The 24,317-nt window shown below is 66.8% G+C and carries 21 protein-coding genes; 11 read left to right on the top strand and 10 right to left on the bottom strand.

From position 1 onward, the window contains the following. Positions 1-61: 61 nt before the first annotated feature. Positions 62-1,462 carry a UDP-N-acetylmuramoyl-L-alanine--D-glutamate ligase gene (murD, locus tag ACFO5X_RS09940; RefSeq protein ID WP_380717235.1) on the top strand — a complete coding sequence of 467 codons (1,401 nt, stop codon included), beginning with the start codon at positions 62-64 and terminating at the stop codon, positions 1,460-1,462. A gap of 172 nt (positions 1,463-1,634) precedes the next feature. After that, positions 1,635-2,798, top strand: a complete 1,164-nt coding sequence (locus ACFO5X_RS09935; RefSeq protein ID WP_380717233.1) for a M20 aminoacylase family protein — start codon at positions 1,635-1,637, stop codon at positions 2,796-2,798. A gap of 41 nt (positions 2,799-2,839) precedes the next feature. Here ACFO5X_RS09935 and ACFO5X_RS09930 read toward each other — a convergent pair whose 3' ends face one another. Genes ACFO5X_RS09930 through ACFO5X_RS09915 form a run of 4 tightly spaced genes read right to left on the bottom strand, consistent with a single transcriptional unit; the run spans position 2,840 to position 6,917 of the window. After that, positions 2,840-3,877 carry a glycosyltransferase family 4 protein gene (locus tag ACFO5X_RS09930; RefSeq protein ID WP_380717232.1) on the bottom strand — a complete coding sequence of 346 codons (1,038 nt, stop codon included), beginning with the start codon at positions 3,875-3,877 and terminating at the stop codon, positions 2,840-2,842. After that, the gene (locus tag ACFO5X_RS09925; protein ID WP_380717231.1) at positions 3,874-5,172 is read right to left on the bottom strand and encodes a 3-deoxy-D-manno-octulosonic acid transferase; all 1,299 of its coding nucleotides are present in this window, start codon (positions 5,170-5,172) and stop codon (positions 3,874-3,876) included. The genes ACFO5X_RS09930 and ACFO5X_RS09925 overlap by 4 nt, the downstream gene beginning before the upstream one ends. Then, on the bottom strand, positions 5,172-6,182 hold the full coding sequence (gene moaA / locus ACFO5X_RS09920; protein WP_380717230.1) for a GTP 3',8-cyclase MoaA: 1,011 nt from the start codon (positions 6,180-6,182) through the stop codon (positions 5,172-5,174). Before moaA ends, ACFO5X_RS09925 begins: the two co-directional genes overlap by 1 nt. Positions 6,183-6,230: 48 nt before the next feature. Further along, positions 6,231-6,917 carry a DNA alkylation repair protein gene (locus ACFO5X_RS09915; RefSeq protein WP_380717229.1) on the bottom strand — a complete coding sequence of 229 codons (687 nt, stop codon included), beginning with the start codon at positions 6,915-6,917 and terminating at the stop codon, positions 6,231-6,233. A gap of 166 nt (positions 6,918-7,083) precedes the next feature. On the opposite strand from ACFO5X_RS09915, the gene guaB reads away from it, so the two are divergent. The 3 genes from guaB (at position 7,084) to ACFO5X_RS09900 (ending at position 12,107) form a co-directional block, all read left to right on the top strand. Next, positions 7,084-8,532 (top strand): IMP dehydrogenase, encoded by a 1,449-nt coding sequence (gene guaB, locus ACFO5X_RS09910; RefSeq protein ID WP_380717228.1) that lies wholly within the window; start codon positions 7,084-7,086, stop codon positions 8,530-8,532. Then, positions 8,532-9,692, top strand: a complete 1,161-nt coding sequence (locus tag ACFO5X_RS09905; protein WP_380717227.1) for an RsmB/NOP family class I SAM-dependent RNA methyltransferase — start codon at positions 8,532-8,534, stop codon at positions 9,690-9,692. Before guaB ends, ACFO5X_RS09905 begins: the two co-directional genes overlap by 1 nt. Positions 9,693-9,848: 156 nt before the next feature. Continuing rightward, positions 9,849-12,107 (top strand): hybrid sensor histidine kinase/response regulator, encoded by a 2,259-nt coding sequence (locus ACFO5X_RS09900; RefSeq protein WP_380717226.1) that lies wholly within the window; start codon positions 9,849-9,851, stop codon positions 12,105-12,107. A 2-nt stretch (positions 12,108-12,109) separates the two neighbouring features. Here the strand turns inward: ACFO5X_RS09900 and ACFO5X_RS09895 are convergent, their stop codons facing one another. Further along, positions 12,110-12,703: a gamma-glutamyl kinase gene (locus ACFO5X_RS09895; protein WP_380717225.1), complete on the bottom strand. Its 594-nt coding sequence runs from the start codon at positions 12,701-12,703 to the stop codon at positions 12,110-12,112. A gap of 188 nt (positions 12,704-12,891) precedes the next feature. Here ACFO5X_RS09895 and recA point away from each other — a divergent pair, with 188 nt between their 5' ends. From recA to ACFO5X_RS09880, 3 genes are all read left to right on the top strand, one after another. Next, a complete protein-coding gene (gene recA / locus ACFO5X_RS09890) occupies positions 12,892-13,965 on the top strand; it encodes a recombinase RecA (RefSeq protein WP_380717224.1) in 1,074 nt (357 codons plus the stop codon). Positions 13,966-14,109: 144 nt separating this feature from the next. Further along, complete coding sequence (gene alaS / locus ACFO5X_RS09885) at positions 14,110-16,755, top strand: alanine--tRNA ligase (protein ID WP_380717223.1); 2,646 nt, start codon at positions 14,110-14,112, stop codon at positions 16,753-16,755. Between the two features lies 1 nt (position 16,756). Beyond that, positions 16,757-17,044, top strand: coding sequence for a DUF1330 domain-containing protein (locus ACFO5X_RS09880; protein ID WP_380717222.1), 288 nt, complete (start codon positions 16,757-16,759; stop codon positions 17,042-17,044). A 58-nt stretch (positions 17,045-17,102) separates the two neighbouring features. On the opposite strand, the gene typA is transcribed toward ACFO5X_RS09880, so the two are convergent. Together typA and hpt are read right to left on the bottom strand one after the other, a co-directional pair. Beyond that, the gene (gene typA / locus ACFO5X_RS09875; protein WP_380717221.1) at positions 17,103-18,923 is read right to left on the bottom strand and encodes a translational GTPase TypA; all 1,821 of its coding nucleotides are present in this window, start codon (positions 18,921-18,923) and stop codon (positions 17,103-17,105) included. A gap of 154 nt (positions 18,924-19,077) precedes the next feature. Then, on the bottom strand, positions 19,078-19,617 hold the full coding sequence (hpt, locus tag ACFO5X_RS09870; protein WP_380717220.1) for a hypoxanthine phosphoribosyltransferase: 540 nt from the start codon (positions 19,615-19,617) through the stop codon (positions 19,078-19,080). Positions 19,618-19,691: 74 nt separating this feature from the next. On the opposite strand from hpt, the gene ACFO5X_RS09865 reads away from it, so the two are divergent. Genes ACFO5X_RS09865 through ACFO5X_RS09855 form a run of 3 tightly spaced genes read left to right on the top strand, consistent with a single transcriptional unit; the run spans position 19,692 to position 22,058 of the window. Further along, positions 19,692-20,141: a type II toxin-antitoxin system RatA family toxin gene (locus ACFO5X_RS09865; protein WP_380717219.1), complete on the top strand. Its 450-nt coding sequence runs from the start codon at positions 19,692-19,694 to the stop codon at positions 20,139-20,141. Between the two features lie 31 nt (positions 20,142-20,172). Next, positions 20,173-20,730 carry a DUF4453 domain-containing protein gene (locus ACFO5X_RS09860; protein WP_380717218.1) on the top strand — a complete coding sequence of 186 codons (558 nt, stop codon included), beginning with the start codon at positions 20,173-20,175 and terminating at the stop codon, positions 20,728-20,730. Between the two features lie 38 nt (positions 20,731-20,768). Further along, positions 20,769-22,058 carry an MmgE/PrpD family protein gene (locus ACFO5X_RS09855; RefSeq protein ID WP_380717217.1) on the top strand — a complete coding sequence of 430 codons (1,290 nt, stop codon included), beginning with the start codon at positions 20,769-20,771 and terminating at the stop codon, positions 22,056-22,058. Here the strand turns inward: ACFO5X_RS09855 and ACFO5X_RS09850 are convergent. Genes ACFO5X_RS09850 through ACFO5X_RS09840 form a run of 3 tightly spaced genes read right to left on the bottom strand, consistent with a single transcriptional unit; the run spans position 22,055 to position 24,164 of the window. Beyond that, positions 22,055-22,528, bottom strand: coding sequence for a CinA family protein (locus tag ACFO5X_RS09850; protein WP_380717216.1), 474 nt, complete (start codon positions 22,526-22,528; stop codon positions 22,055-22,057). The two genes, ACFO5X_RS09855 and ACFO5X_RS09850, sit on opposite strands and share 4 nt — an antisense overlap. After that, positions 22,525-23,025 (bottom strand): phosphatidylglycerophosphatase A family protein, encoded by a 501-nt coding sequence (locus tag ACFO5X_RS09845; RefSeq protein ID WP_380717215.1) that lies wholly within the window; start codon positions 23,023-23,025, stop codon positions 22,525-22,527. The genes ACFO5X_RS09850 and ACFO5X_RS09845 overlap by 4 nt, the downstream gene beginning before the upstream one ends. Next, positions 23,022-24,164: a bifunctional 2-C-methyl-D-erythritol 4-phosphate cytidylyltransferase/2-C-methyl-D-erythritol 2,4-cyclodiphosphate synthase gene (locus tag ACFO5X_RS09840; RefSeq protein WP_380717214.1), complete on the bottom strand. Its 1,143-nt coding sequence runs from the start codon at positions 24,162-24,164 to the stop codon at positions 23,022-23,024. The genes ACFO5X_RS09845 and ACFO5X_RS09840 overlap by 4 nt, the downstream gene beginning before the upstream one ends. Between the last annotated feature and the right edge of the window lie 153 nt (positions 24,165-24,317).

The following is a 24,317-nucleotide window of genomic DNA, read 5'->3' as shown; positions in this document are numbered from 1 at the left end:
CACCTTGTGGCGGCCCGCGCTTGCCCGCATTGTGCGGCCGGGCGCAAGGCAGGAGACGGGCATGATTCCGGTACAGGGTGTCAACGGGCAAAAAGTGGCGGTGCTGGGTCTTGGCCGGTCGGGCCTGGCTACGGCGCGCGCGCTGGTCGCGGGCGGGGCCGAGGCCATCTGCTGGGACGACAGTCCGGCCGCGCGCGAGAAGGCCGAGGCCGAGGGCTTCGCCTGCACCGATCTTCTGCGCGCCGGCGCCTTCGATGCCATCGCCTCCCTGATCGTTTCGCCTGGCATCCCGCATCTCTACCCCGCGCCGAATCCGGTGGTGGCGGCGGCGCTGGCCGCCGGCGTGCCGGTCGACAATGACATCGGGCTGTTCTTCCGCTCCTTCGCGGTGGAGGACTGGGAGGGCTTCGATGTTGCGCCGCGTGTGGTGGCGGTCACCGGCTCGAACGGCAAGTCGACGACCTCGGCGCTGATCCATCACATCCTGGACTCGTCCGGGCGGCCAACACAGCTGGCGGGCAACATCGGACGCGGCGTGCTCGACCTCGAGCCGGCGGCGGATGGCGAGGTGGTGGTGCTGGAGCTGTCGTCCTATCAGACCGATCTGGCCCGCTCGCTGACACCCGATATCGCGGTCTTCACCAATCTCTCGCCAGATCACCTGGACCGCCACGCCGGCATGGGCGGGTATTTCGCGGCCAAGCGGAGGCTGTTCGCCGAGGGCGGACCGGACCGGGCTGTGATCGGCGTGGACGAGGTGGAAGGGCGGTTCCTGGCCAACCAGATGGCCGAGGGTGCGGCGGACGACCGGGTGATCCGGGTCTCCTCCGGGCAGAAGCTGAGCGGACCGGGGTGGACCGTCTTCGCGCGCAAGGGGTTCCTGGCGGAATGGCGCAAGGGCCGGCAGGTCGCGGCGATCGACCTGCGCGGCATCCCCGGCCTGCCGGGTGCGCACAACCACCAGAACGCCTGCGCCGCCTATGCGGTGGCGCGTGCGCTGGGCCTGCCGCCCAAGGTGATCGAGGGGGCGATGCACAGCTATCCGGGCCTGCCGCACCGCAGCCAGATCGTCGCCGCGGCGGGGGGCGTCACCTTTGTCAACGATTCCAAGGCCACCAATGTGGACAGCGCGATCAAGGCGCTGGCGGCCTTCCCGCGCATCCGCTGGATCTGCGGCGGGCTCGAGAAGGAAGGCGGCCTGGGCGCCCTGAAGGGCCAGACCGGCGCGGTGGCCAAGGCCTATGTCATCGGGCGCGAGGCCGCGGCCTTCGCGCTGCAACTCGACGTCGACTACGAGGTCTGCACCACCATGGCGCGGGCGGTCGAACGCGCGATGGCCGAAGCCCAGCCAGGCGATACGGTCCTGCTGGCCCCGGCGGCCGCAAGTTTCGACCAATACGACAACTTCGAGAAGCGCGGCGAGGATTTCATGGCCGAAGTCCGCGCCCGGCTGCCCGCCTGACGGGGCGCCTGCACCTTCCTCTTGCCTGAAATATCCCGGGGAGTCGCGCCGCAGGCGCGGCGGGGGCAGAGCCCCCGATTGTCCGTCGCAATGCCGCGCACGGCGGGGCGTTGCACATCCGCGGTTTCGGGCAGAAGATGCCGGCGACGTCAGAACCCCGAAAGGACCGATCATGCCCGTCAAGAACCGCTTTGCCGAACTCCAGCCCGAAATCGCCGCCTGGCGTCAGGACATTCACGCCCATCCCGAGATCCTGTTCGAGACGCACCGCACCTCGGCGCTGGTGGCCGAGAAGCTGAAGGAGTTCGGCTGCGAGGAAGTTGTGACGGGCATCGGACGGACCGGGGTCGTCGGCGTGATCCGGGGCAAGAGCAATACCTCGGGCAAGGTGATCGGCCTGCGCGCCGACATGGATGCGCTGCCGATCCACGAACAGACCGGCGTGGCCTATGCCAGCAAGACCGCCAATGCGATGCATGCCTGCGGTCATGACGGGCATACCGCGATGCTGCTCGGCGCGGCCAAATACCTGGCGGAGACGCGCAATTTCGATGGTACCGTCGTGGTGATCTTCCAGCCCGCCGAAGAGGGCGGCGGTGGCGGCAAGGAGATGTGCGACGACGGGATGATGGAGCGCTGGGGCATCCAGGAGGTCTATGGGATGCACAACTGGCCAGGCCGCCCGGCGGGCAGCTTCTCGATCCGCCCCGGCGCCTTCTTTGCCGCGACCGACCAGTTCGACATCGCCTGGGAAGGCCGGGGCGGCCACGCCGCCAAGCCGCACGAGACGGTGGACACCACGGTGATGGCGGCGCAGGCGGTGCTGGCGCTGCAGACCATCGCCAGCCGCAACGCCGATCCGATCGACAAGGTGGTGGTCTCGGTGACTTCATTCGAGACCTCCTCGAAAGCCTTCAACGTGATCCCGCAGAAGGTGCAGATGAAGGGCACGGTGCGCACGATGAGCAAGGAGATGCGCGACCTGGCCGAGCGTCGGATCAAGGAGATCTGCGCCGGCATCGCCGCGACCTTCGGCGGATCGGTCGAGGTGAAATACAATCGCGGCTATCCGGTCATGGTGAACCACGAGGAACAGACCGCATTCGCCGCCGAGGTGGCCCGCGCCGTTTCAGGCGGCTGTGACGAGGCGCCGCTGGTCATGGGGGGCGAGGATTTCGCCTTCATGCTCGAGGAGCGGCCCGGGGCTTATATCCTGGTCGGCAACGGCGACACGGCGATGGTGCACCACCCGAAATACAACTTCAACGACGAGGCGATTCCGGCGGGCTGTTCCTGGTGGGCCGAGATCGTCGAGCGGCGGATGCCGGCGGCGTAACGGCGTTCCTGCGCGCGCAGATCGCCCCGCCTGGAGTCCCCTCAGCCCCAGAGCTGGTCGTAGACCGCGCCGATGCCATCGGCCTCGGCGCGGGCACTGAACTGCGCCTCGGCCACCTCGCGCGCGGCGCGGGCGGCGGCGCCGTAGCGGGCGGGGTCGCCCAGCAGGGCGCGGGCGGCCTCGGCGGCCGCGGTGGCGGCCTCCTGCGGAACCACAGTGCCGGTGCGGCCCTGCGCCGAGAAGGCGGTGTAATAGCCCGCCTCCGAGGCGACGAAGGGGGTCCCGGCGGCCATTCCCTCCAGCGGCACCATTCCGTAGCCCTCGTATCGCGGCAGCTGCATCACCAGCGACAGCGCCGGCATCAGCGCGGCCAACCGCTCGGGCGGCAGTTCGCCGACAAAGCGGATGCGGTCGGCCAGACCGGCGCGCTGCACCCGGTCCTTCAGGGTGAGGTCGAATTTCTGATGCTCGCGCCCGGCGCGTCCGACCACCAGGGCAGTGACGCCGGGCAGGTCGGGCAGCAGGCGCAGCATCGCCTCGACAAAGAGGTCGGTGCCCTTTTCCGGGCGCACGCGACCCACGGTGGCTATGCCCATCGTGCCGCCGTATCCCAGCGCAGCCCAGGCGGCGGCGCGGTCGGACGCCGGGCGGAACAGGTCGGTATCGACGCCATGCGGAACCACGGCGCGGACATGCGGAACGAAGCGCGCCGCCGCCTCGGTCGTCGCGATCACCGCATCCATCCGCGAGATCAACCAGCGCGGGAAGGCCGAATGCCGCCGTTGCGCAGCCGATGTGAAGACCAGCCGGATCGGCAGGCGCAGCACGTCGCGCGCCCAGATCCCGGCGCGCATCTCGGGGTTGCGGCGGACATGCCAGATAGCGAAGGGCCGCCCCGGAGGCGGTAGACGGCTGTTTCTCCGCGCCTCGGCGACCGAGATCGGCGCGGGACAGCCGGGCAGGGGATAGCCCACCAGCGACAGGTCATGGCGCGCGGTCTGCTGACGAATGACATTGGCCGCGGTTGCCGAAACGCCTGTGAAATTGGGATTGAGGTTGGTGACAAACAGCTCGGTCATTGCGCGAGTTCCAGCGCCGCGCAAAGTCGGTCGGCCAGACCGTCGAGCGACGCACGACTGTCGGCCGCAAACCGACGCGCGGCGTCGCGGGCCTGCGCCAGCTTATCGGGCTCGTCCAGCCACGCGGCGACGGCCCCGGCCAGGCTGGCGGCATCCTGCACCTCGCGCGCGGCACCCGACGCCACCAGCGGCGTGAAGGTCTCGGTGAAGTTCGTCACATGTGGCCCGGTCAATACCGCGGCGCCAGCCTGGGCAGGCTCGAAGGGATTGTGCCCGCCGATCGGCTGCAGCGAGCCGCCGAGAAAGACGATGGGCGCGGCGGCATACCAGGTACCCGTCTCTCCCAGCGTGTCGGCGAGAAACACCTGCGCCGTGTCGGGCCATTCGCCAAGGCTGCGCCGGGCGACGGTTAGCCCGCTCTCGCGGATCAGCCGCGCCACCTCGCCGCCGCGGGAGGGGTGGCGGGGGATGAGGATCAGGCAGAGGTCGGGCCAGCGGGCGAGCAGCGTCGAGTGGGCGGCAAGCGCGACCGCCTCTTCGCCCGGGTGGGTCGAACTCGCGGCCCAGACCGGGCGGGTCCCAAGCGCATCGCGCAACTGCGCCAAAGTTCCCGAGTCGACCGGCGGCGGAGGGGAGAAGGACTTGAGATTGCCGCCCGTACTGACGCGGGCCGGGTCTGCGCCCAAGGCGCGCAGGTTCTGGGCGGCTTCGTCGTTCTGGGCGATCATCAGGCGAAATACGGAGAGCACACGCGCCGCAGCGGCGGGAAAGCGGGCCCAGCCCTTGACCGATTTCGCCGAAAGCCGCGCGTTCAGCAGCGCCATGGGGATCGCGCGCCGGCCCGCCTCTGTCAGCAGCAGCGGCCAGAGCTCGCTTTCCACAAATATCCCCGCGTCTGGGCGCCAGTGGTCGAGAAAGCGGGCGACCGGACCCGGCGCATCGAGCGGCGCAAACTGATGGCGGCACCGTTGCGGCATCCGGCGGGCCAGCATCTCGGCCGAGGTGGCGGTGCCCGAGGTGATGAGGAACTCGTGACCGGGCAACCGGGCGGCCAGCTTGGCGAGCAGGGTCAGCACCAGCAGGCTTTCCCCGACGCTGGCGGCATGGAACCAGACCAGCGGTGCAGCCGGACGGGGCAGGCTGGCGCGGCCGTCCTTTTCGCCGAGACGAACTTCGTCCACATGGGCCTCGCGCAGCTTGGCGGTGGTCGAGCGCAGGAAGAATGGCAGTGCGGCGGAGGTAAGCCAGCGGTAGCCGCGCAGCGACAGCGGCTCGCCGGCCAAGGGCGCCGACATCAGCCGCCCGTATGGCTCATGTGGCGCGACATCTGCCCGTCGAGCCGCTGACGCGAATAGTCGAAGTCGTGGCCCTTGGGCTTGTGCGAAATCGCTGCGCGGATCGCCTCCTGCAGCGGGATGTCGCTGTCGGGATGGGCGCGCAGCGGGGCGCGCAGGTCAGCCATGTCTTCCTGCCCGAGGCACATGTAGAGTTTACCCGTGCAGGTCAGCCGCACACGGTTACAGCTTTCACAGAAATTGTGGGACAGGGGCGTGATGAAGCCGATCTTCTGCCCGGTCTCTTCCAGCCGCACATAGCGCGCCGGGCCGCCGGTGCGTTCGGCGAGATCGGTGACGGTGTAATTCTGCGCGTAGGCCGCGCGCACGTCCTTCAGCGACCAGAACTGGCCAAGCCGGTTCTCGTTGCCGATGTCGCCCATCGGCATGACCTCGATCCAGGTCAGGTCCATGCCGCGCTCGGCGCACCATTCGGTCATGCGCGGCAGCTCGTCCTCGTTGAAGCCCTTGAGCGCCACGGCGTTGATCTTGATCCGCAGGCCCGCCGCCTGGGCCGCGTCGATCCCGCGCAGCACCTGGGGCAGGCGGCCCCAGCGTGTGATGTCGGCGAACTTCTTCTCGTCCAGCGTGTCGAGCGAGATGTTTATACGCCGCACCCCGGCATCAAAGAGATCGGTCGCGTATTTCTCGAGCTGCGAACCGTTGGTCGTCAGCGTCAGCTCTTTCAGGGCGCCCGATTCCAGATGGCGGGTCATGGCGCGGAAATAGGTCATGATGCCCTTGCGCACCAGCGGCTCGCCGCCGGTGATGCGCAGCTTCTGCACGCCGAGACCGATGAAGGTCGTGCACATGCGGTCCAGCTCTTCCAGCGTCAGGAGGTCCTTCTTGGGCAGGAAGGTCATGTTCTCGGACATGCAGTAGACGCAGCGGAAGTCGCAGCGGTCGGTGACCGAGACGCGCAGATAGGTGATCGCGCGGGCAAACGGGTCGATGAGCGGTGCAGGGGTCATGCCGCTATACGTAAAGCGCGCCGGTGTGGGCGACAAGGGGGAACGGCGTCAGCGCAGGTGGCGCAGGGCTTCCTTGCGGGCAAAGGGCTTCATCCGCTCGCCATAGGTCGCGATGAAGGCGCGGGTCCGATCTGGGTCGTGCTTGGACAGTTCGCGCAGCCACCAGCCGACGGCCTTCTGGATGAACCAGTCGCGGTCGTCGACATAGGTGGCGGCCCAGCCCAGAACCCGGTCGCGGGTGGCAAGATCCTCGGGCGAGGGGTGGTTCTGCTTGGTCCAGGGCAGGGTGATGACAAGCGCGGCCCGGCGCGACCACATGTGGTCGGAGCTTGTCCAGGTCTCGACCTCGTCCAGCCGCGACGGGTCGGCGACAACCCGGCGCTGGCCGGCGTCGCAGGCGTGATCGGCGATGGCCCAGGCGTCGAAAGTCGGGACCCAGGAGGCGATCAGCCGCCAGACGCCCTCGTCGGGCCGGATGCGGGCCTGGGCCAGAAGCTTGGCTGCCAGCAGGCGCGCCTCGTGGATATCGGTCTGCCAGAGGCCGTCGGCCAGCGCGATACGCCGATCGACATCGGCGTCGAGGTTCAGCTCGCTGCGCAGGTCTTTCGCAAGGTCCGTCAGCACTGGCACCGCAACCCCCAGATACACCCGCGGGGCCTTGTGATAGTCGGCATTGTGGGCCGCGCGCTCGGGGTCGGCGAGGGCCTGCAGGCGAGCGAGGGTGGTTTCCAGCATCCGGGCGGTCTCCGATGGCCGTCGAGTCGGCGCAATCTGCCTGTCTTCCGGGCGGGGGTCGAGTGCGGATCGACCGGTTTTCGCCAGATATTGTGCCCCCCTTTTCCCCGGTGACAAACCGTGCGATAGGGTTGCCGCCAACGGGACACTGCTTGAGGATTCGGGTATGCAGATTCGTGAGGCGCTCACATTCGACGACGTTCTTCTGGTGCCGGCGGCAAGCTCTGTCCTGCCATCGACAGCCGACACGCGCACCCGCGTGACGCGCAGCATCAGCATGAACATTCCGCTGCTTTCCAGCGCGATGGATACGGTGACCGAGGCGCGGATGGCCATTGCCATGGCGCAGGCCGGCGGCATCGGGGTCGTGCACCGCAACCTCGACATCCTGAAACAGGCCGAGGAAATCCGCCGGGTAAAGCGGTTCGAATCCGGCATCGTCTATAACCCGATCACCCTGCGCGCGGATCAGACGCTGGCCGATGCTAAGGCCCTGCAGGAACGCTACAACGTTACAGGCTTCCCGGTGGTCGATGAAAGCGGCCGCGTGGTCGGGATCGTTACCAACCGCGACATGCGCTTTGCCAGCGACGACCGCACGCCGGTGCGGGTGATGATGACCAGCGACAATCTGGCGGTCCTGACCGAACCGGCGGACCGCGACGAAGCGATCAGCCTGATGAAAGCGCGGCGGATCGAAAAGCTGCTGGTCACCGACAAGAATGGCAAGTTGACCGGCCTGCTGACGCTGAAGGACACCGAACAGGCCGTGCTGAACCCGACCGCCTGCAAGGACCAATTGGGGCGGCTGCGGGTCGCCGCCGCCTCGACCGTGGGAGACGCGGGATTCGAGCGGGCCGAGGCGCTGGTGGACGCGGGCGTGGACATGATCGTGATCGACACCGCCCACGGCCACAGCGAAGGCGTCGCCAAGGCGGTGGAGCGCGCCAAGAAGCTGTCGAATGAGGTGCAGGTGGTGGCCGGCAACGTCGCCACGGGCGAAGCCACGCGCGCTCTGATCGGTGCAGGGGCTGATGCGATCAAGGTGGGGATCGGCCCCGGCTCGATCTGCACCACGCGGATCGTCGCCGGTGTCGGTGTGCCGCAGCTGACGGCGATCATGGATTGTGCCGCCGCGGCGGGCGATGTGCCCGTCATCGCGGACGGGGGCATCAAGTTCTCGGGTGACTTCGCCAAGGCGATCGCGGCGGGGGCCTCCTGCGCGATGGTCGGCAGCATGATCGCCGGAACGGATGAATCTCCGGGGGAAGTCATTCTGTATCAAGGACGTAGCTTCAAGAGTTACCGTGGCATGGGAAGTCTCGGCGCGATGGCACGCGGATCGGCTGACCGCTATTTCCAGAAGGATGCGGCCAGCGACAAACTGGTCCCGGAAGGGATCGAAGGCCAGGTGCCCTACAAGGGTTCGGCAGCAGCGGTCATTCACCAGCTGGTTGGCGGCCTGCGCGCGGCGATGGGCTATACCGGCTGCGCCACGGTCGACGAGATGCGCCAGAACTGTCAGTTCGTGAAGATCACCGGCGCCGGGCTGAAGGAAAGCCACGTGCACGACGTGACGATCACGCGCGAAAGCCCGAACTACCGGGTGATGTAATGACGCCTGCCGCGCGGGTGCAGGCGGCGATCGACTGCCTGGACCGCATTCTGGACGGCGCGCCCGCCGAGAAGGTTCTGACCTCCTGGGCCCGCGCCAGCCGCTTCGCCGGGTCTGGTGACCGGGCGGCGGTGCGTGATCTGGTCTTCGACGGGCTGCGCGCGCGGCGTTCGCTTGCGGCGCTGGGCGGCGCCGAGACCGGACGCGGCATTCTGCTGGGGCTGCTGCGGCGCAGAGGGCAGGACCCCGATTCCCTTTTCACCGGAGGCGGTTACGGGCCAGAGGTGATGTCGGACATCGAGCGGGCGGCGGGACACGACCCGGAACCGGGGGCGGAGGCGGCGGATGTACCCGACTGGCTCTGGCCCCGGTTCGTTTCCAGTCTGGGCCATCAGGCCGTCGCCGCTGCCGAAGCGCTGAGACATCGTGCGCCGGTGCATCTGCGGGTGAACATCGCCCGCACCGACCGAGACGGCGCCATCGCGGCGCTGGCACGGGACGGCGTCGAAGCGCGACCGCATCCGGCCGCCGCGACAGCCCTTGAGGTCACGGACGGCGCGCGCAGGCTGCGCAATGCGGCGGCCTATATCGACGGTCTGGTTGAATTGCAGGACGCCGCTTCGCAGGCGGTGGTCGAGGCGCTGCCGCTGCGGCGGGGGATGCGCGTTCTGGACTACTGCGCCGGAGGGGGCGGCAAGACGCTGGCGATCGCGGCGCGCGGCGGCGTGTCGGTTTTTGCGCATGACGCCGCGCCGCAACGGCTTGCGGATCTGCCGGCGCGGGCCGACAGGGCCGGCGCACAGGTTGCACTTCTGGACGGTGCTGCGTTGAAACGGGCGAGTCGGTTCGATCTGATCCTGTGCGACGTGCCCTGTTCAGGCAGCGGATCGTGGCGGCGGGCTCCGGATGGCAAGTGGCGCCTGACCGCCGAGCGGCTTGATGCGCTTCGGGAAGTTCAGCGCGATATTCTCGACGCGGCGGCAGGCTTGTTGACGCCGGGCGGTGTGCTGGCCTATGCGACTTGCTCTGTGCTGACCGAGGAAAATGAGTCGCAGGTTCAGGCGTTTATGGCGGGTCATTCATCTTTCGCGCTGGTGTATGAACAGCGTTGGCCGCTGACGGGTGATACCGATGGGTTCTACACGGCCCAGCTCACCTGACCGCACGGTCGGAGCGACCTCTTTACACCGTTAAGGGGGCGTTAATCACTATTTAACCAATTTGGCCGGAAGGTGTCATCGAACGAATCCCTTTTCGGGAGATCTGTCCTAGTGAGCCCTCGACTAACCCTGTGGCCATCAGCGTTCAGAGCGCCGATGCCCCTGGCCCTGCGGGGCGTCTGGCTGGTCGCGTTGGCTGCGGCGCTGGGTCTGGCCGTGGTCGGGCTGAATCCGCCCGAACCCTGGGCGCGCCTTGGCACGACGGTCGCGCTGACGCTGGGTCTGGTGGCAGGCGGCCTGGCCCTATGGCGCGGAGTGTTGGCGTGCCGGCGGCGGAATGCGGCACGCGTGCTGCGCAGCCTGATCGTCCATGACCCGGTGCCCTGCCTGATCGTGGACCCGAAGGGAGCGATTGTCGCCCGCAATCCTGCTGCGGAAGAGCGCTTTTGCGACAGCGGCGGCGCTGCACTTGCCGACACCCTGCGCGGCCTTTTCGCCAATCCCGCCGCCGCGATCTATCGGTTGCAGGCCGTGGCCGAGCGCCATGGCGGGGCGCGCGAGGAGGTGGCGGCCGGCGCCGGCCAGGCGCGGATCGCGGTGCAGCGCGCAGACCTGGGATTTCTCTGGCGCATCGAAGAAATTGCCGACCGTCCCGGCGCGGCCTACACCCCGCAGACGCTGCCGGTGCCCATGCTGACGGTGGGCCGATCCGGCGCGGTCCTTTTCATGAACGACGCGGCGCGCAGCCTCGCGGGCGGGCGGGTCAAATCGCTCGAGGCGCTGTTCACCCGCCTGCCGGTGATGCCGCGGAGGGTGAACAGGATTCGCACTGCCGGGGGCACCTGCGACGCGGTGGTGACCGAAATCCCCACCCGCTCCGGAAGGCGCGAGATCTTCCTCGTCCCGATCGAAGGCGGCAGCGGAACGGACCACAGCGCGGTCTTCGAAACCCTGCCGGTGCCGATGCTCAAGATCGCGCCGTCCGGGCAGGTTCTGGCGGCGAACCTGCTTGCGCAGGCATTGATCGGGGCCGAGATCGGTGCAAGCACGCATCTGAACGAGGTCATGGAAGGCCTGGGCCGGCCCATCGACGACTGGCTGGAAGCCACGTTGCAGGGGACAGTGACCAAGAATTCTGAATTCCTGCGGCTTCGGCGGGCCGACAAGGAAGTCTTCGTGCAGGTCGCCCTGAGCTGCGTCAGCGAACAGGGCGAGCCGCTGCTGATCGCCGTGCTGAACGACGCGACCGAGCTGAAGACGCTGGAGGCGCAGTTCGTGCAGAGCCAGAAGATGCAGGCCATCGGTCAGCTGGCGGGCGGTGTCGCGCATGACTTCAACAACCTTCTTACCGCGATTTCAGGACATTGCGACCTGTTGTTGCTGCGACACGATCAGGGTGATCAGGATTATGGCGACCTTGTGCAGATCAACCAGAACGCCAATCGCGCGGCGGCTTTGGTCAGTCAGCTTCTGGCCTTTTCGCGCAAGCAGACCCTGCGCCCCGAGGTGATCGACCTGCGGGACACCCTGTCCGATCTGACGCATCTGCTGAACCGGCTGGTGGGAGAACGGGTAACGCTGACGCTGAAACACGATGCCGTGCTCAGTCCGATCCGTGCCGACAAGCGGCAGCTGGAACAGGTGCTGATGAACCTGGTGGTCAACGCGCGGGACGCCATGCCCGAGGGCGGCGAAATCTGTATCGAGACCGAGATCGCCACGCTGGTCGAGCCGCTTCAGCGTGACCGCGCGACGGTGCCGCCGGGTGATTATGTCTGCGTGCGTGTCAGTGACGAGGGAATCGGCATCGCGGCGGACAAGTTGTCGAAGGTGTTCGAGCCGTTCTATACGACCAAACGGACGGGCGAGGGGACGGGGCTGGGCCTGTCGACGGCCTATGGCATCGTCAAGCAGACCGGCGGATATATCTTCGTCGACAGCGTGCCGGATCAGGGGTCTGTTTTCACGATGTATTTCCCGGCGCATGCCGGGCAGGCAGAGCAACCGCAGCCCGAGGCCAGGATACGGGAACCGATGGCCCCGAAGCATGGGGAAGGGGTGGTGTTGCTGGTCGAGGACGAGGCACCGGTGCGCGCCTTCGCCAGCCGTGCCTTGCGGCTGCGCGGCTACACGGTGCTCGAGGCGGAATCGGCCGAGGATGCGCTGCGCACGCTGGAAGATCCCACCCTGGCCGTCGATATCTTTGTCACCGATGTGGTGATGCCCGGCATGGACGGACCGAGCTGGGTGCGCGAGGCGCTGAAGGCGCGGCCGAATGTCCGGGTGGTCTTTGTCTCGGGCTATGCCGAAGGGGCTTTTGACGGCGGGGAGGTGGCGGTGCCGAATTCAGTGTTCCTGTCCAAGCCCTTCTCGCTGAGCCAGCTGACGGAGACGGTGCATCAACAGCTGCACTGACCTCAGGGGATCGAGTCGTAGAGAGCGAATTCCGCGGCGCATTTGCGGCGCAGCTTGGATTCGGTCCGCGGCGACAGTGTCAGGTCCATGACCGGTGAGACATTCTCGCGCCGGGTTTCGGGGCGAACGCCGAGGCGGTCTTCCAGAAAGGCATCCAGACGCTCGGGCGTCTCGTAGCGGAACAGATGGGTGACGCCGGTGCCATTCGGCCGGCTCTCCAGAAAGCGGGCCTGGCTGCCGACATCGGCGAAACCGGGCGGCATGCCCTGGGCATAGGCCGAGACGAAATCGTCGAAGCTGACCGCATCGGTGGAATTCGGCTTGCCCTGCATGAAGGGCCGGCGGCGATAGCGGTACCAGCTGCCCAGCCAGCTGATCGGTTCGCGCATCACCGCCAGGGTCTCCATCTCGACCTTGCAGGCCTTCTCGAACATCGGGCGGAAGAAGCGGTTGTAGCGGTAGACGGGCGCGTGCTTGAGTTCGGGCGGGTTCGTCACAGCGATGTCGGCGCGCGCCTTCAACGCGTTCTCATAGGCGGTGGTGCCGGTCTTGGGCACCGACAAGAACACCAGCCGTTCGGCAAAAAAAACCAGCAATTCGGCCATCCTTCCGCATTTTTCCGCTGACCCGCGGATGTACACCACTTCTTAACCTCGACGCGCAAGAGTGGCGACGGGAAGATTTCGATTGAAATGTTCTCCTTTTGGTCCTAATTGGAACAAGAGGCGAACAAAGCAGCGATTGCCGCCCCGCGCGGGGTATGACAATAAGGACGGAACAGGACATGGCGGATCTACTCTCGATGGACAACCGGAAGAATTCCGACAAGCAGAAGGCTCTCGACAGCGCTCTGGCGCAGATCGAACGGCAGTTCGGCAAGGGCTCGATCATGAAGCTGGGCGCGCCGGGCGCAATCCAGGAGATCGAGGCCAGTTCGACGGGCTCGCTGGGGCTCGACATCGCGCTGGGGATTGGCGGCCTGCCGATGGGGCGGATCATCGAAATCTACGGTCCGGAGAGTTCGGGCAAGACGACGCTGACGCTGCACTGCATCGCGGAACAGCAGAAAAAGGGTGGCGTCTGCGCTTTCGTCGATGCCGAGCACGCGCTCGATCCGCAATATGCCAAGAGGCTGGGCGTCGATATCGACGAATTGCTGATTTCTCAGCCCGATACGGGCGAGCAGGCGCTGGAGATCACCGATACGCTGGTGCGCTCGGGCGCGGTCAACATGGTGATCGTCGATTCCGTTGCCGCGCTCACGCCGAAGTCCGAACTCGAGGGCGACATGGCCGATTCGAGCGTCGGCGTGCAGGCGCGTCTGATGAGCAAGGCGATGCGCAAGCTGACCGGCTCGATCAGCAAGTCGCATTGCATGGTGATCTTCATCAACCAGATCCGGATGAAGATCGGCGTCATGTTCGGCAGCCCCGAAACGACCACGGGCGGCAACGCGCTCAAGTTCTATTCCTCCGTGCGGCTTGACATCCGCCGCATCGGCTCGGTCAAGGACCGCGACGAGGTTGTCGGAAACGCAACCCGCGTGCGGGTGGTCAAGAACAAGGTTGCCGCGCCGTTCAAGCAGGTCGATTTCGACATCATGTATGGCGATGGCATCTCCAAGACCGGTGAACTGCTCGACCTCGGCGTGATCGCCGGCGTGGTCAACAAATCCGGCGCCTGGTATTCCTATGGCGATGAACGCATTGGCCAGGGCCGGGAGAACGCCAAGCAGTTCCTGCGCGACAATCCGGCGATCGCAAACGAGATCGAGGACAAGATCCGTGCCAGCCACGGGCTCGACTTCGACATGATGGGCGGGCCCGAGGATGCGGACGAAGACGTGATGGAGGCCTGACAGGCTCCGCACATGCCGGCGTGACGCGAAGGGCAGGCCTCGGGGCCTGCCCGCTGCGTTTTGCGAGGTTGCCGCGCCTGCCTGTGGACAGGGCCGGGGCGGGGGGATAAACCACACCAACCCGCAATCCAGAGCCCGAGCCAAATGATCACCCTGAACGACATCCGGTCCACCTTCCTTGGCTATTTTGAACGCCAGGGTCACCGGGTCGTGGCCAGCAGCCCGCTGGTGCCGCGCAACGACCCGACGCTGATGTTCACCAACTCCGGCATGGTGCAGTTCAAGAACCTGTTCACCGGGGTGGAGACACGCGACTACAAGCGTGCGACCACGGCGCAGAAGTGCGTGCGCGCCGGGGGCAAGCACAATGACCTCGACAACGTCGGCTATACCGCGCGCCATCACACCTTCTTCGAGATGCTCGGGAACTTCTCGTTCGGGGATTATTTCAAGTCCGAAGCGATCCCCTTCGCCTGGGAGCTGATCACCAAGGATTTCGGCATCGACAAGAGCCGGCTTTATGTCACCGTCTATCACACCGATGACGAGGCGGCCGAGATCTGGAAGAAGGTTGGCGTGCCCGAAAGCCGGATCATCCGCATCGCCACCAATGACAACTTCTGGATGATGGGGCCGACCGGTCCCTGCGGCCCCTGCACCGAAATCTTCTATGACCACGGCGACAAATACTGGGGCGGCCCTCCGGGGACGCCGGAAGAGGACGGTGACCGCTTTGTCGAGATCTGGAACCTGGTCTTCATGCAATACGAGCAGTTCGAGGATGGCAGCCGCCGCGAACTGGCGGCGCAGAGCATCGACACCGGCATGGGGATCGAACGGGTGGCCGCGCTGTTGCAGGGCACGAACGACAACTATGCCACCGACCTGATCCGCTCGCTGATCGAGGCCAGCGCAAATGCCACATCGACCGATCCGGACGGGCCGGGCAAGGTGCACCACCGGGTGATTGCCGACCACCTGCGGTCGACCTCTTTCCTGATGGCCGATGGTGTCATGCCAAGCAACGACGGGCGCGGCTATGTGCTGCGCCGGATCATGCGGCGTGCGATGCGTCACGCGCACCTGCTGGGCGCCAAGGATCCGCTGATGTACCGGCTGGTCCCCGCGCTCGTGCGCCAGATGGGGGCCGCCTATCCGGAACTCAGCCGCGCCCAGGCGCTGATCGAGGAAACGCTGAAGCTGGAGGAAACCCGTTTCAAGGCGACGCTCGACCGCGGGCTTAAGCTGCTTGATGACGAGGTCGCGGCGCTGGATGGCAAGGAGCTTCCGGGCGAAACGGCGTTCAAGCTGTATGACACCTATGGTTTCCCGCTCGACCTCACGCAGGATGCGCTGCGCGAGAAGGGCATGACCGTGGCGACCGCCGGTTTTGATGCCGCGATGGCAGCCCAGAAAGCGCAGGCGCGCGCGGCCTGGGCTGGGTCGGGCGAGGCGGCGGAATCGACCGTCTGGTACGACGTGGCCGAGACCGCCGGCACCACCGATTTCCTGGGCTATGACACCGAGACGGCCGAGGGCCAGATCGTGGCGCTGGTTTCAGGCGGCGAGCGTATCGAAAAGGCGGGCGAGGGGCAGTCGGTGATGATCGCGCTGAACCAGACGCCCTTCTACGCCGAGAGCGGGGGGCAGGTCGGCGACACCGGTCTGATCCGCACGGAAACCGGTCTGGCTCGGGTGAGCGACACCAAGAAGGCGGCGGGCGTCTTCGTGCACATCGCGGAAGTGACCGAGGGCCAGATCACGAAGGGCCAGGCGGCAACGCTGGAGGTCGATCACGCCCGGCGAACGGCGATCCGGGCCAACCATTCGGCCACGCACCTGCTGCACGAGGCGCTGCGGCAGGCGTTGGGCGAACACGTCGCACAACGCGGCTCGCTCAACGCGGCCGACCGTCTGCGCTTTGACTTCAGCCACAACAAGGCGCTCAGCCGTGAAGAGCTGGACGGGGTCGAGCGCGAGGTGAACACCTATATCCGCCAGAATTCGCCGGTCGAAACCCGGATCATGTCGCCCGACGACGCACGGGCGCTTGGCGCTCAGGCGCTGTTCGGCGAGAAATACGGCGACGAGGTGCGCGTGGTCTCGATGGGTCGCGCCGATACCGGCAAGGGCGCCAACCGCGACACCTATTCGCTGGAGCTTTGCGGCGGCACTCACGTTGTCCGAACGGGCGACATCGGCGCTTTTGTCCTGACCTCCGAATCGGCCTCTTCCGCCGGCGTGCGGCGGATCGAGGCGCTGACCGGCGAGGCGGCCCTGGGCGAGCTGCGCGCACGCGATGCGCGTCTGGCCGAGGTCGAGTCGCTGCTGAAGGTCGGTCGCGACGAGGTGCTGAGCCGTCTCAAGGCGTTGATGGACGAACGGCGCGCGCTGACGAACGAAGTGGCGCAGCTGCGCCGCGAGCTGGCCATGGGCGGCAGCGCGACCGGCCCCGAAGCGAAAACGGTCAACGGCGTGGCCTTCCATGCCCAAGTGCTGAGTGGCGTCTCGGGCAAGGACCTGCCGGCCCTGATCGACGAGCACAAGGCGCGGCTGGGGTCGGGCGCGGTTCTGTTGATCGCCGATACCGGCGGCAAGGCCGCCGTGGCGGCGGGTGTCACTGGCGACCTGACCGACAAGGTCTCGGCCGTCGACCTGGTGCGTGCCGCGGTCGAGAAGCTGGGCGGCAAAGGTGGCGGCGGGCGGCCCGACATGGCGCAAGGTGGCGGCGCAGATGCCGCGAACGCCGACGCAGCGATCAAGGCCGCCGAAGCGGTCATCGGAGGATAGGATGCCGGCACTCTGGATCGCCCATGTCACCGTGACGGATGACGAGGCATATTCGAAATACGCCAAACTCGCGACCGAGGCGATTGCGGCCCACGGCGGCAAGTTCATCGCGCGGGGCGGGCGTTTTGTTCAGCTCGAAGGCCGAGCGCGGCCGCGTAACGTCGTGGCGACCTTCCCGTCGGTCGAGGCGGCGGAAGCCTGTTACAAGTCAGAGACGTATCAGGCGGCGTTGAACCATGCCCGCGGCGCGTCCGAGCGTGAACTGATGATCGTCGAGACCAGCGAGTAAATAGCCGCAGGCGGGCTAAAGAGAAAGGCCGGGGTCGATGCCCCGGCCTGTTGTCTTGTCAGGACGCTGCCTTGGACGCCCGCTTGCGTTCGTGCGGGTCCAGGTGACGCTTGCGCAGCCGGATCGAGTTCGGCGTGACCTCGACCAGTTCGTCGTCGTCGATATAGGCGATGGCCTGTTCCAGCGTCATGGTGATCGGCGTCGTCAGGCGCACTGCCTCGTCCGTGCCCGAGGCGCGGATGTTGGTCAGCTTCTTGCCCTTGAGCGGGTTCACTTCCAGATCGTTGTCGCGCGAATGCTCGCCGATGATCATGCCCTCGTAGATCTGTTCCTGCGCGCCGATGAACAGCCGGCCACGCTCTTCCAGGTTCCAGAGCGCATAGGCCACCGAAACGCCGTTCTCCATCGAGATCAGCACGCCCGCACGGCGGCCCGGGATGGCGCCCTTGTAGGGCGCCCAGCTGTGGAAGACGCGGTTCAGAACGCCGGTGCCACGCGTGTCGGTCAGGAATTCGCCGTGATAGCCGATCAGTCCACGGGACGGGACCAGCGCGATGATCCGCGTCTTGCCGACGCCCGCGGGCTTCATCTCGACCAGTTCGCCCTTGCGGGTGCCGGTGATCTTTTCGATCACCACGCCCGAATAGTCGTCGTCGACGTCAATGGTGACTTCCTCGATGGGCTCCATCCGCTGGCCGCCCTCGTCGCGAAGGATCACCTGCGGGCGCGAGATCGACAACTCGAAGCCTTCGCGGCGCATGTTTTCGATCAACACGCCCATCTGAAGTTCGCCGCGGCCCGAAACTTCGAACGCCTCGCCGCCGGGGGTGTCGGCGACGTGGATGGCGACGTTGCTTTCCGATTCCTTCATCAGCCGGTCGCGGATCACCCGCGACTGCACCTTCTTGCCGTCCCGTCCCGCCAGCGGCGAATCATTGATGCCGAAGGTCACGGTGATGGTCGGCGGGTCGATCGGCTGGGCCGGGATCGGCACGGTGATCTCGGGGGCGGCGATGGTATCGGCCACGGTCGCCTTGCTCATGCCGGCAAGAGTGACGATATCGCCGGCCTCGGCGACGTCGATGGCGCTTTGCGACAAGCCGCGGAAGGCGAGGATCTTGGAGACCCGGAAGGTCTCGATGATCTCGCCGTCCCGGCCGAGCGCCTTGACGCTGGCGCCAGCGCGCAGCGTGCCGGTCTCGACACGTCCGGTCAGGATCCGACCGATGAAGGGGTCGGCGGCCAGCGTGGTCGCCAGCATCGAGAAGGGCTCGTCCCGTCGGGCGACCTGCGACGGTGCAGGCACATGTTCAAGGATCAGGTCGAACAGGGCCGACAGGTCCTTGCGCGCACCTTCCAGCGAGTCATCGGCCCAGCCGGCACGGCCGGAGGCGTAGAGATGCGGAAAATCAAGCTGCTGGTCGTTGGCGCCGAGGTTGGCGAAAAGGTCGAAACATTCGTCCAGCGCCCGGTCGGGCTCGGCATCGGGCTTGTCGACCTTGTTCAGCACGACGATGGGGCGCAGGCCCAGGGCCAGTGCCTTGGAGGTGACGAATTTGGTCTGGGGCATCGGGCCTTCGGCCGCGTCCACCAGAAGGACGACGCCATCGACCATCGACAGGATGCGCTCCACCTCGCCGCCGAAATCGGCGTGGCCGGGCGTGTCGACGATATTGATGCGCACACCCTTCCATTCGACCGAGGTCGCCTTGGCCAGAATGGTGATGCCGCGTTCACGTTCGAGGTCGTTGGAATCCATCGCCCGTTCGGCGACGGCCTGGTTTTCCCGGAACGCGCCGGATTGCTTGAGCATGGCATCGACCAGGGTGGTCTTGCCGTGGTCGACGTGTGCGATGATCGCGATGTTGCGCAGATCCATGGTTCGGCCTTTTGTGGGATGTGTTGCGCGGCGCATACAGTGCAGGCGCAGAAAACGCCAGCCCCCTAGGCCGTAAAGGTGACCGAGATGGGGTCACCACGAAATCCTGCAAGGATTTTGGTAAGTTTTGCGTGCCGGGAAAACCCGTCCCTTGTCACTCGGTAAAGCGCACCTTGCCGATATGGGCGAGGTTGCGGTTGCGCTGCGCGAAGTCGATGCCATAGCCGACGACGAATTCGTCGGGGATTTCGAAGCCGATCCAGTCAGCCCGAACGTCGGCCTCGCGCCGCGACGGCTTGTCGAGCAGGGCGATGGATTTCAGTTTGCGCGGTTTGCGGCTTTTCAGCAGCGCCAGCACATGCTTGAGGGTATGTCCCGTATCCACGATATCCTCGACGACCAGCACGTCGCGTCCTTCGATCGCGCCGCGCAGGTCCTTGAGGATACGCACCTCGCGGCTGCTTTCCGTCGCGTTGCCGTAAGACGAGGCCTCGAGAAAATCGACCTCGATCGGAAGATCCAGCTCGCGCACGAGGTCGGCAATGAAGACGAAACTGCCGCGCAGCAGGCCCACCACGACCAGCTTGTCGGTGCCGGCGAATTCCGCCTTGATGTCCCGGCTCAGCGCCTCGATCCGTGCGGCAATCGCCTTTGCCGAGATCATCTCGTCGATCACATAAGCCCTGTCCGGCATATCGTCCCCTTGATCTTTTGGCGCGATCATAGGAGATGACGCGCCACTGTCACGGAAAGAAAACGCTGCCGCCCATGACCCGCCACGCCGAAACCCGCCATCTGCCCTATACGCCGGAACAGATGTACGACCTGGTGGCTGATGTCGCGAAATACCCTGAATTCCTGCCCTGGTGCGCCGCCGCGCGCATCCGCTCGACCCGCGCGGAAGAGGAGCGCGAGGTGATGGAGGCGGACCTGGTGATTTCCTTCAAGGTGTTCCGCGAGCGGTTCGGCAGCCGGGTGACGCTCTGGCCCAAGGATCTGCGGATCGATACGGAATATCTCGACGGGCCGTTCAAGTATCTGAAGTCGCGGTGGGATTTCGCGCCCGAGACGGGCGGCTGCAGGGTTGCCTTCGATGTCGATTTCGAATTCCGCAACGCCATCCTGCAAAAGGTGATCGGCGTCGTTTTCAACGAGGCGATGACGCGCATCGTGCGGGCCTTCGAGACCCGCGCAGCGCAACTGTACGGTAACGCTTGACGCAAGCGCGCGGCGTGGCAACACTTTGGCCATGCGCTTGCTTGCCTTGACCCTGCTGTTTCTGCCCGGCCCGCTGATGGCCGAGTCGGGCTGTGAAGACATCTGGTTTACCCGCAACCTGATCATGGACCGGGCCGGCTATTGCTTTTCCTCGCCGCTCGGCGCGGCGCTGTTCGACAATTCGGACTGCACTGGCACCCAGATCTCGCTCGATCCGGCGGCCCAGGCGCAGGTTGCGCGCATCCGCGCGCTCGAGGCGCAGCACGGCTGCCAGGTCGATACGAACCGCACCTGGATGGACATGCCGGACATGGCTTTTCGCAAGGCGCTGACCGTTCTGCCGATCCGCACCGAAGGGGAATGGGGCTGTCTCGGATGGACGGGCGCGGCGGCGCCGCTTTACGCCGGTTATTACGAGCCGTTCCACGCCATCGGCCAGGTCGGACCGGGCGATTATGTCAGCTTTGCCTACGAGAATGTGGGCGACTGGATCTATGTCACGACCTATGCGCCGGTCTGGGGCGCCTTTCGCAGCGCGGGCTGGCTCTATTGGCCGGGCGAGAAGCCCTGCGCCGACGCTGCCGGATGACCCCTTGTCGCCGCGCACGGCGGCGGTAGTGTGGCGCCATGACACTTACCGATGCCCTGTCCCGCTTCGCCGCCCTGCCGGTTTCTCCTACGTCGTCCGCGCGCCATGTCGCCCGGCTGTCGGCGCTCGACTGGCTGGCCGTCGGCCGCGCGGGCAGCACAGAGCCGGTGGCGCGCATCACCCGTGAGATGGTGCTCGAAGAGGGAGGCGCATCGCAGGCGGCGGTCTTTGGCACCATGACGCGGCTGCCCGCGCGGGCGGCGGCGCTGGTCAACGGCGCGACTTCGCATGCGCTCGATTACGACGACACCCATTTCGCCCATATCGGCCACCCGTCGGTTGGCGTCTTTCCGGCGGCGCTGGCGGCGGCCGAGCTGCGCGGGGCGACACTGGCCGAAATGCTGGACGTGGCGCTGGTCGGCATGGAGTTGTCGGTTCGCGTGGGCATGTGGCTGGGGCGGAGCCACTATCAGACCGGATTCCATCAGACCGCGACGGCCGGCGCCTTTGGCGCGGCGGCGGCGGCGGGGCGTCTGCTGGGCCTGACGCCCGATCGCATGGCCCATGCCCTAGGGCTGACGGCAACCCGCGCGGCAGGTCTGAAGGCGCAGTTCGGCACGATGGGCAAACCCTATAACGCCGGGATCGCAGCCGCGAGCGGGCTTGAATGCGCGCTGCTGGCGGCGCGGGGGTTTGTGGCAAATCCCGGCGCACTGGAAGGCCCCTACGGCTTCGGCGCGACGCACCATGGCTCGGCCGACGATGAGGCCCTGGACGGTCTCGGCGACGAATGGCTGTTCGAAACGGTCAGCCACAAGTTTCATGCCTGCTGTCACGGGCTGCACGCCGCGCTCGAGGCGGCGCGCGATCTGGATATCGCCGCGCCCGAAATCTCCGAACTGGAGGTGACAACCCATCCGCGCTGGATGAGCGTCTGCAACCAGCCCGCGCCCACCACCGGTCTGGGCGCCAAGTTCAGCTATACGACTGTCATGGCAATGAGCGCTCTGGGCATCGATACCGCGAATCTATCCTCCTACGCCGACGCCACCTGTGCCGATCCGCGCCTGATTGAGACGCGGAGGAAGGTCAGCGTGCGCGAGGATGAGGGCCTGGGCGAGACCGAATCCGTGGTGCGCGTGCTGCGCCGCGATGGCCAGAGGCTTGAGGCGCGCCACGATCTGGACGCCCCGATGAGCCTTGCCGACCGAGAGGCGCGTATCCGGGCGAAAGCCGCAGCGCTGATCGGCCCATCCCATGCGGAAGAAGCCTGGCTTCGGTTGAACGGCGGTGGGCAAGCCTCGGACTTCGCTGACTTTCTGGCCTAAGGGCGCGTCAGTGCCTTCACGAGAAGGTCCAGCGCGTGGTCTCGCGCTGCGGCCCGCACCTGGGCCCGGCCGATGGCCCCGAACTCCACCGTTTCCACCTGCGTGGGCCGGCCACGCGCGGCAAGGCCGAAGCAAACCCGCCCTTCGGGCTTGAACTCCGACCCGCCCGGGCCGGCGATGCCGGTGATCGACACGGCGAGCTGCACCGGGGCATGGGCCAGCGCCCCCTCGGCCATTTCGCGGGCGACCTCTTCCGACACGGCGCCATGGGCGTCGAGCGTCGCCTTCATTACGCCCAGCAGGTCCATCTTCGCGGCGTTGGAATAGGTAACGAACCCGCGCTCGACCACATCGGAGGAACCGGGGATATCGGTCAGAGCGGCGGCAACCATGCCGCCGGTGCAGCTTTCGGCGGTGGCGATGCGGATTCCCTTCGCGCGGGCGGCCTCCAGGAGGGAGGCGACGTTCATCGGCCCATCACTCCGTGCCAGAGGCCGGCGAGCAGCATCATCCCGGCCGCCGCCAGTGCCCCTGCGATCACGTCGTCCAGCATCACGCCCGTCGCGTCGTTGCGCCGGTCGGCCCAGCCCACCGGGCCCGGCTTCCAGATGTCGAACAGGCGGAACAGCACGAAGGCGGCGACCCAGCCGGGCCAGAGCGTGGTGACCGGCAACCCCATTCGCCAAGCCGCCCAGGACACCGGCAGCAGCGCAATGAACTGGCCCGCGACCTCGTCCACGACGATCTCGGAGGGGTCGTGATTGCCGCTGCCCCGCGTCATGACCGCAGTCGCCCAGATGCCAAGCACAAGAATTACGGCCGTCGCGGCCAGCAGCGCGGGGAACCCGCCCAAAGTATGCAGCGCCCAGACCAGCGGCAGCGCGGCGAGCGCCCCCCAGGTGCCGGGGGCAGGCCGCAGATAGCCGATGCCAAAGACAGTCGCGATGGCCTGCGCGAGGCCGTTCATGCCGCCACCAGCGTGGCGGTGGCGATGGCGGCGATGCCCTCGCCCCGGCCGGTAAAGCCCAACCGCTCGGAGGTCGTCGCCTTGACCGAGACGCGCGCCGGCTCGATTCCCAGCCCGGCGGCCATCGCTTCCCGCATCGCCTCGGCATGGGGGGCGATCTTGGGGGCTTCGCAGATCAGGGTGCAATCAACGTTGCTGAGCGTGAAACCCATCTCGCGGGCAAGCTCGGCGGCATGTCGCAGGAAGACCCGGCTGTCCGCTCCTTTCCACTGCGGATCGCTGGGCGGAAAGTGGCGGCCGATATCCCCCTGCGCCAGCGCGCCATAGATCGCATCGGTCACCGCATGCATTCCAACATCGGCGTCGGAATGGCCCACCAGCCCTTGGCCATGGGGGACGGTCACGCCGCACAGCGTCACGTGGTCGCCCGGGCCGAAGGCGTGCACGTCGTATCCATTGCCCAGCCTGATATCCATTTTGCCTCGCAATATGTTCTCGGCACGGGAAAAATCCTGCGCCAGCGTCACTTTCAGATTGTCTTCTTCGCCCGGCAGAATCGCCACGTCCAGGCCGTGGGCCCGTGCCACCTCCACATCGTCGGCGGCACCGCCCGGATGGGCATCATGCGCGGCGCGGATCGCGGCCAGATCGAATCCCTGCGGGGTCTGCGCGCGGAACAATCCGTCACGGTCGCGCGTGCCGGTGACCCGCCCCTCGGCGCCGGTCCAGAGCGCATCGCTCACCGCCAGCGCCGGGGCCGCCGCCGCCGCACCGCCTTCCAGCGCCGCAATCACCGTGGCGATCAGCGTCTGGCTGACACAGGGCCGCGCGGCGTCGTGAATCAGCACCCGTGTCGCGCCGGCCGCGGCCAGCGCGTCCAGCCCGGCCCGCACCGATGCGGCGCGTTCGGCACCGCCGGCGGCCACGATCAGGCCGCGCGCCTCGAATGCGGCGCGACGCTCGGCCATGTCGTCGGGGTGGAGCACCAGGGCGATCCGCGCGATGCCGGGCGCGGCCTCGAAGGCGGCGATGGTATGCTCGGCCAGCGGTCGCCCGGCCAGCATCCGCCACTGTTTCGGCTGACCGCCGCCGGCACGCAGACCGCGTCCCGCGGCGACGATCAGGGCGGCGGTGGTCATCGGCGGTCTGGTCCCTTGCAACGGCCTGTCTCTGCGCATCTCTCTAAGGGCTGCCACCACGCGAGGCAATTGCCCGTTGCGGCCTGCCCAAAAAACAGGCAGTTGCCTATTCGGCGTCCGCGAATCCGGTGGCTGACATTGTGCCCGACCGAT

This window comes from Seohaeicola nanhaiensis (assembly GCF_042654245.1).
Lineage (GTDB): Bacteria > Pseudomonadota > Alphaproteobacteria > Rhodobacterales > Rhodobacteraceae > Seohaeicola_A > Seohaeicola_A nanhaiensis.
The sequence above is the reverse complement of the archived record's forward strand: the minus strand, read 5'-3'. Positions and strand labels throughout refer to the sequence as shown.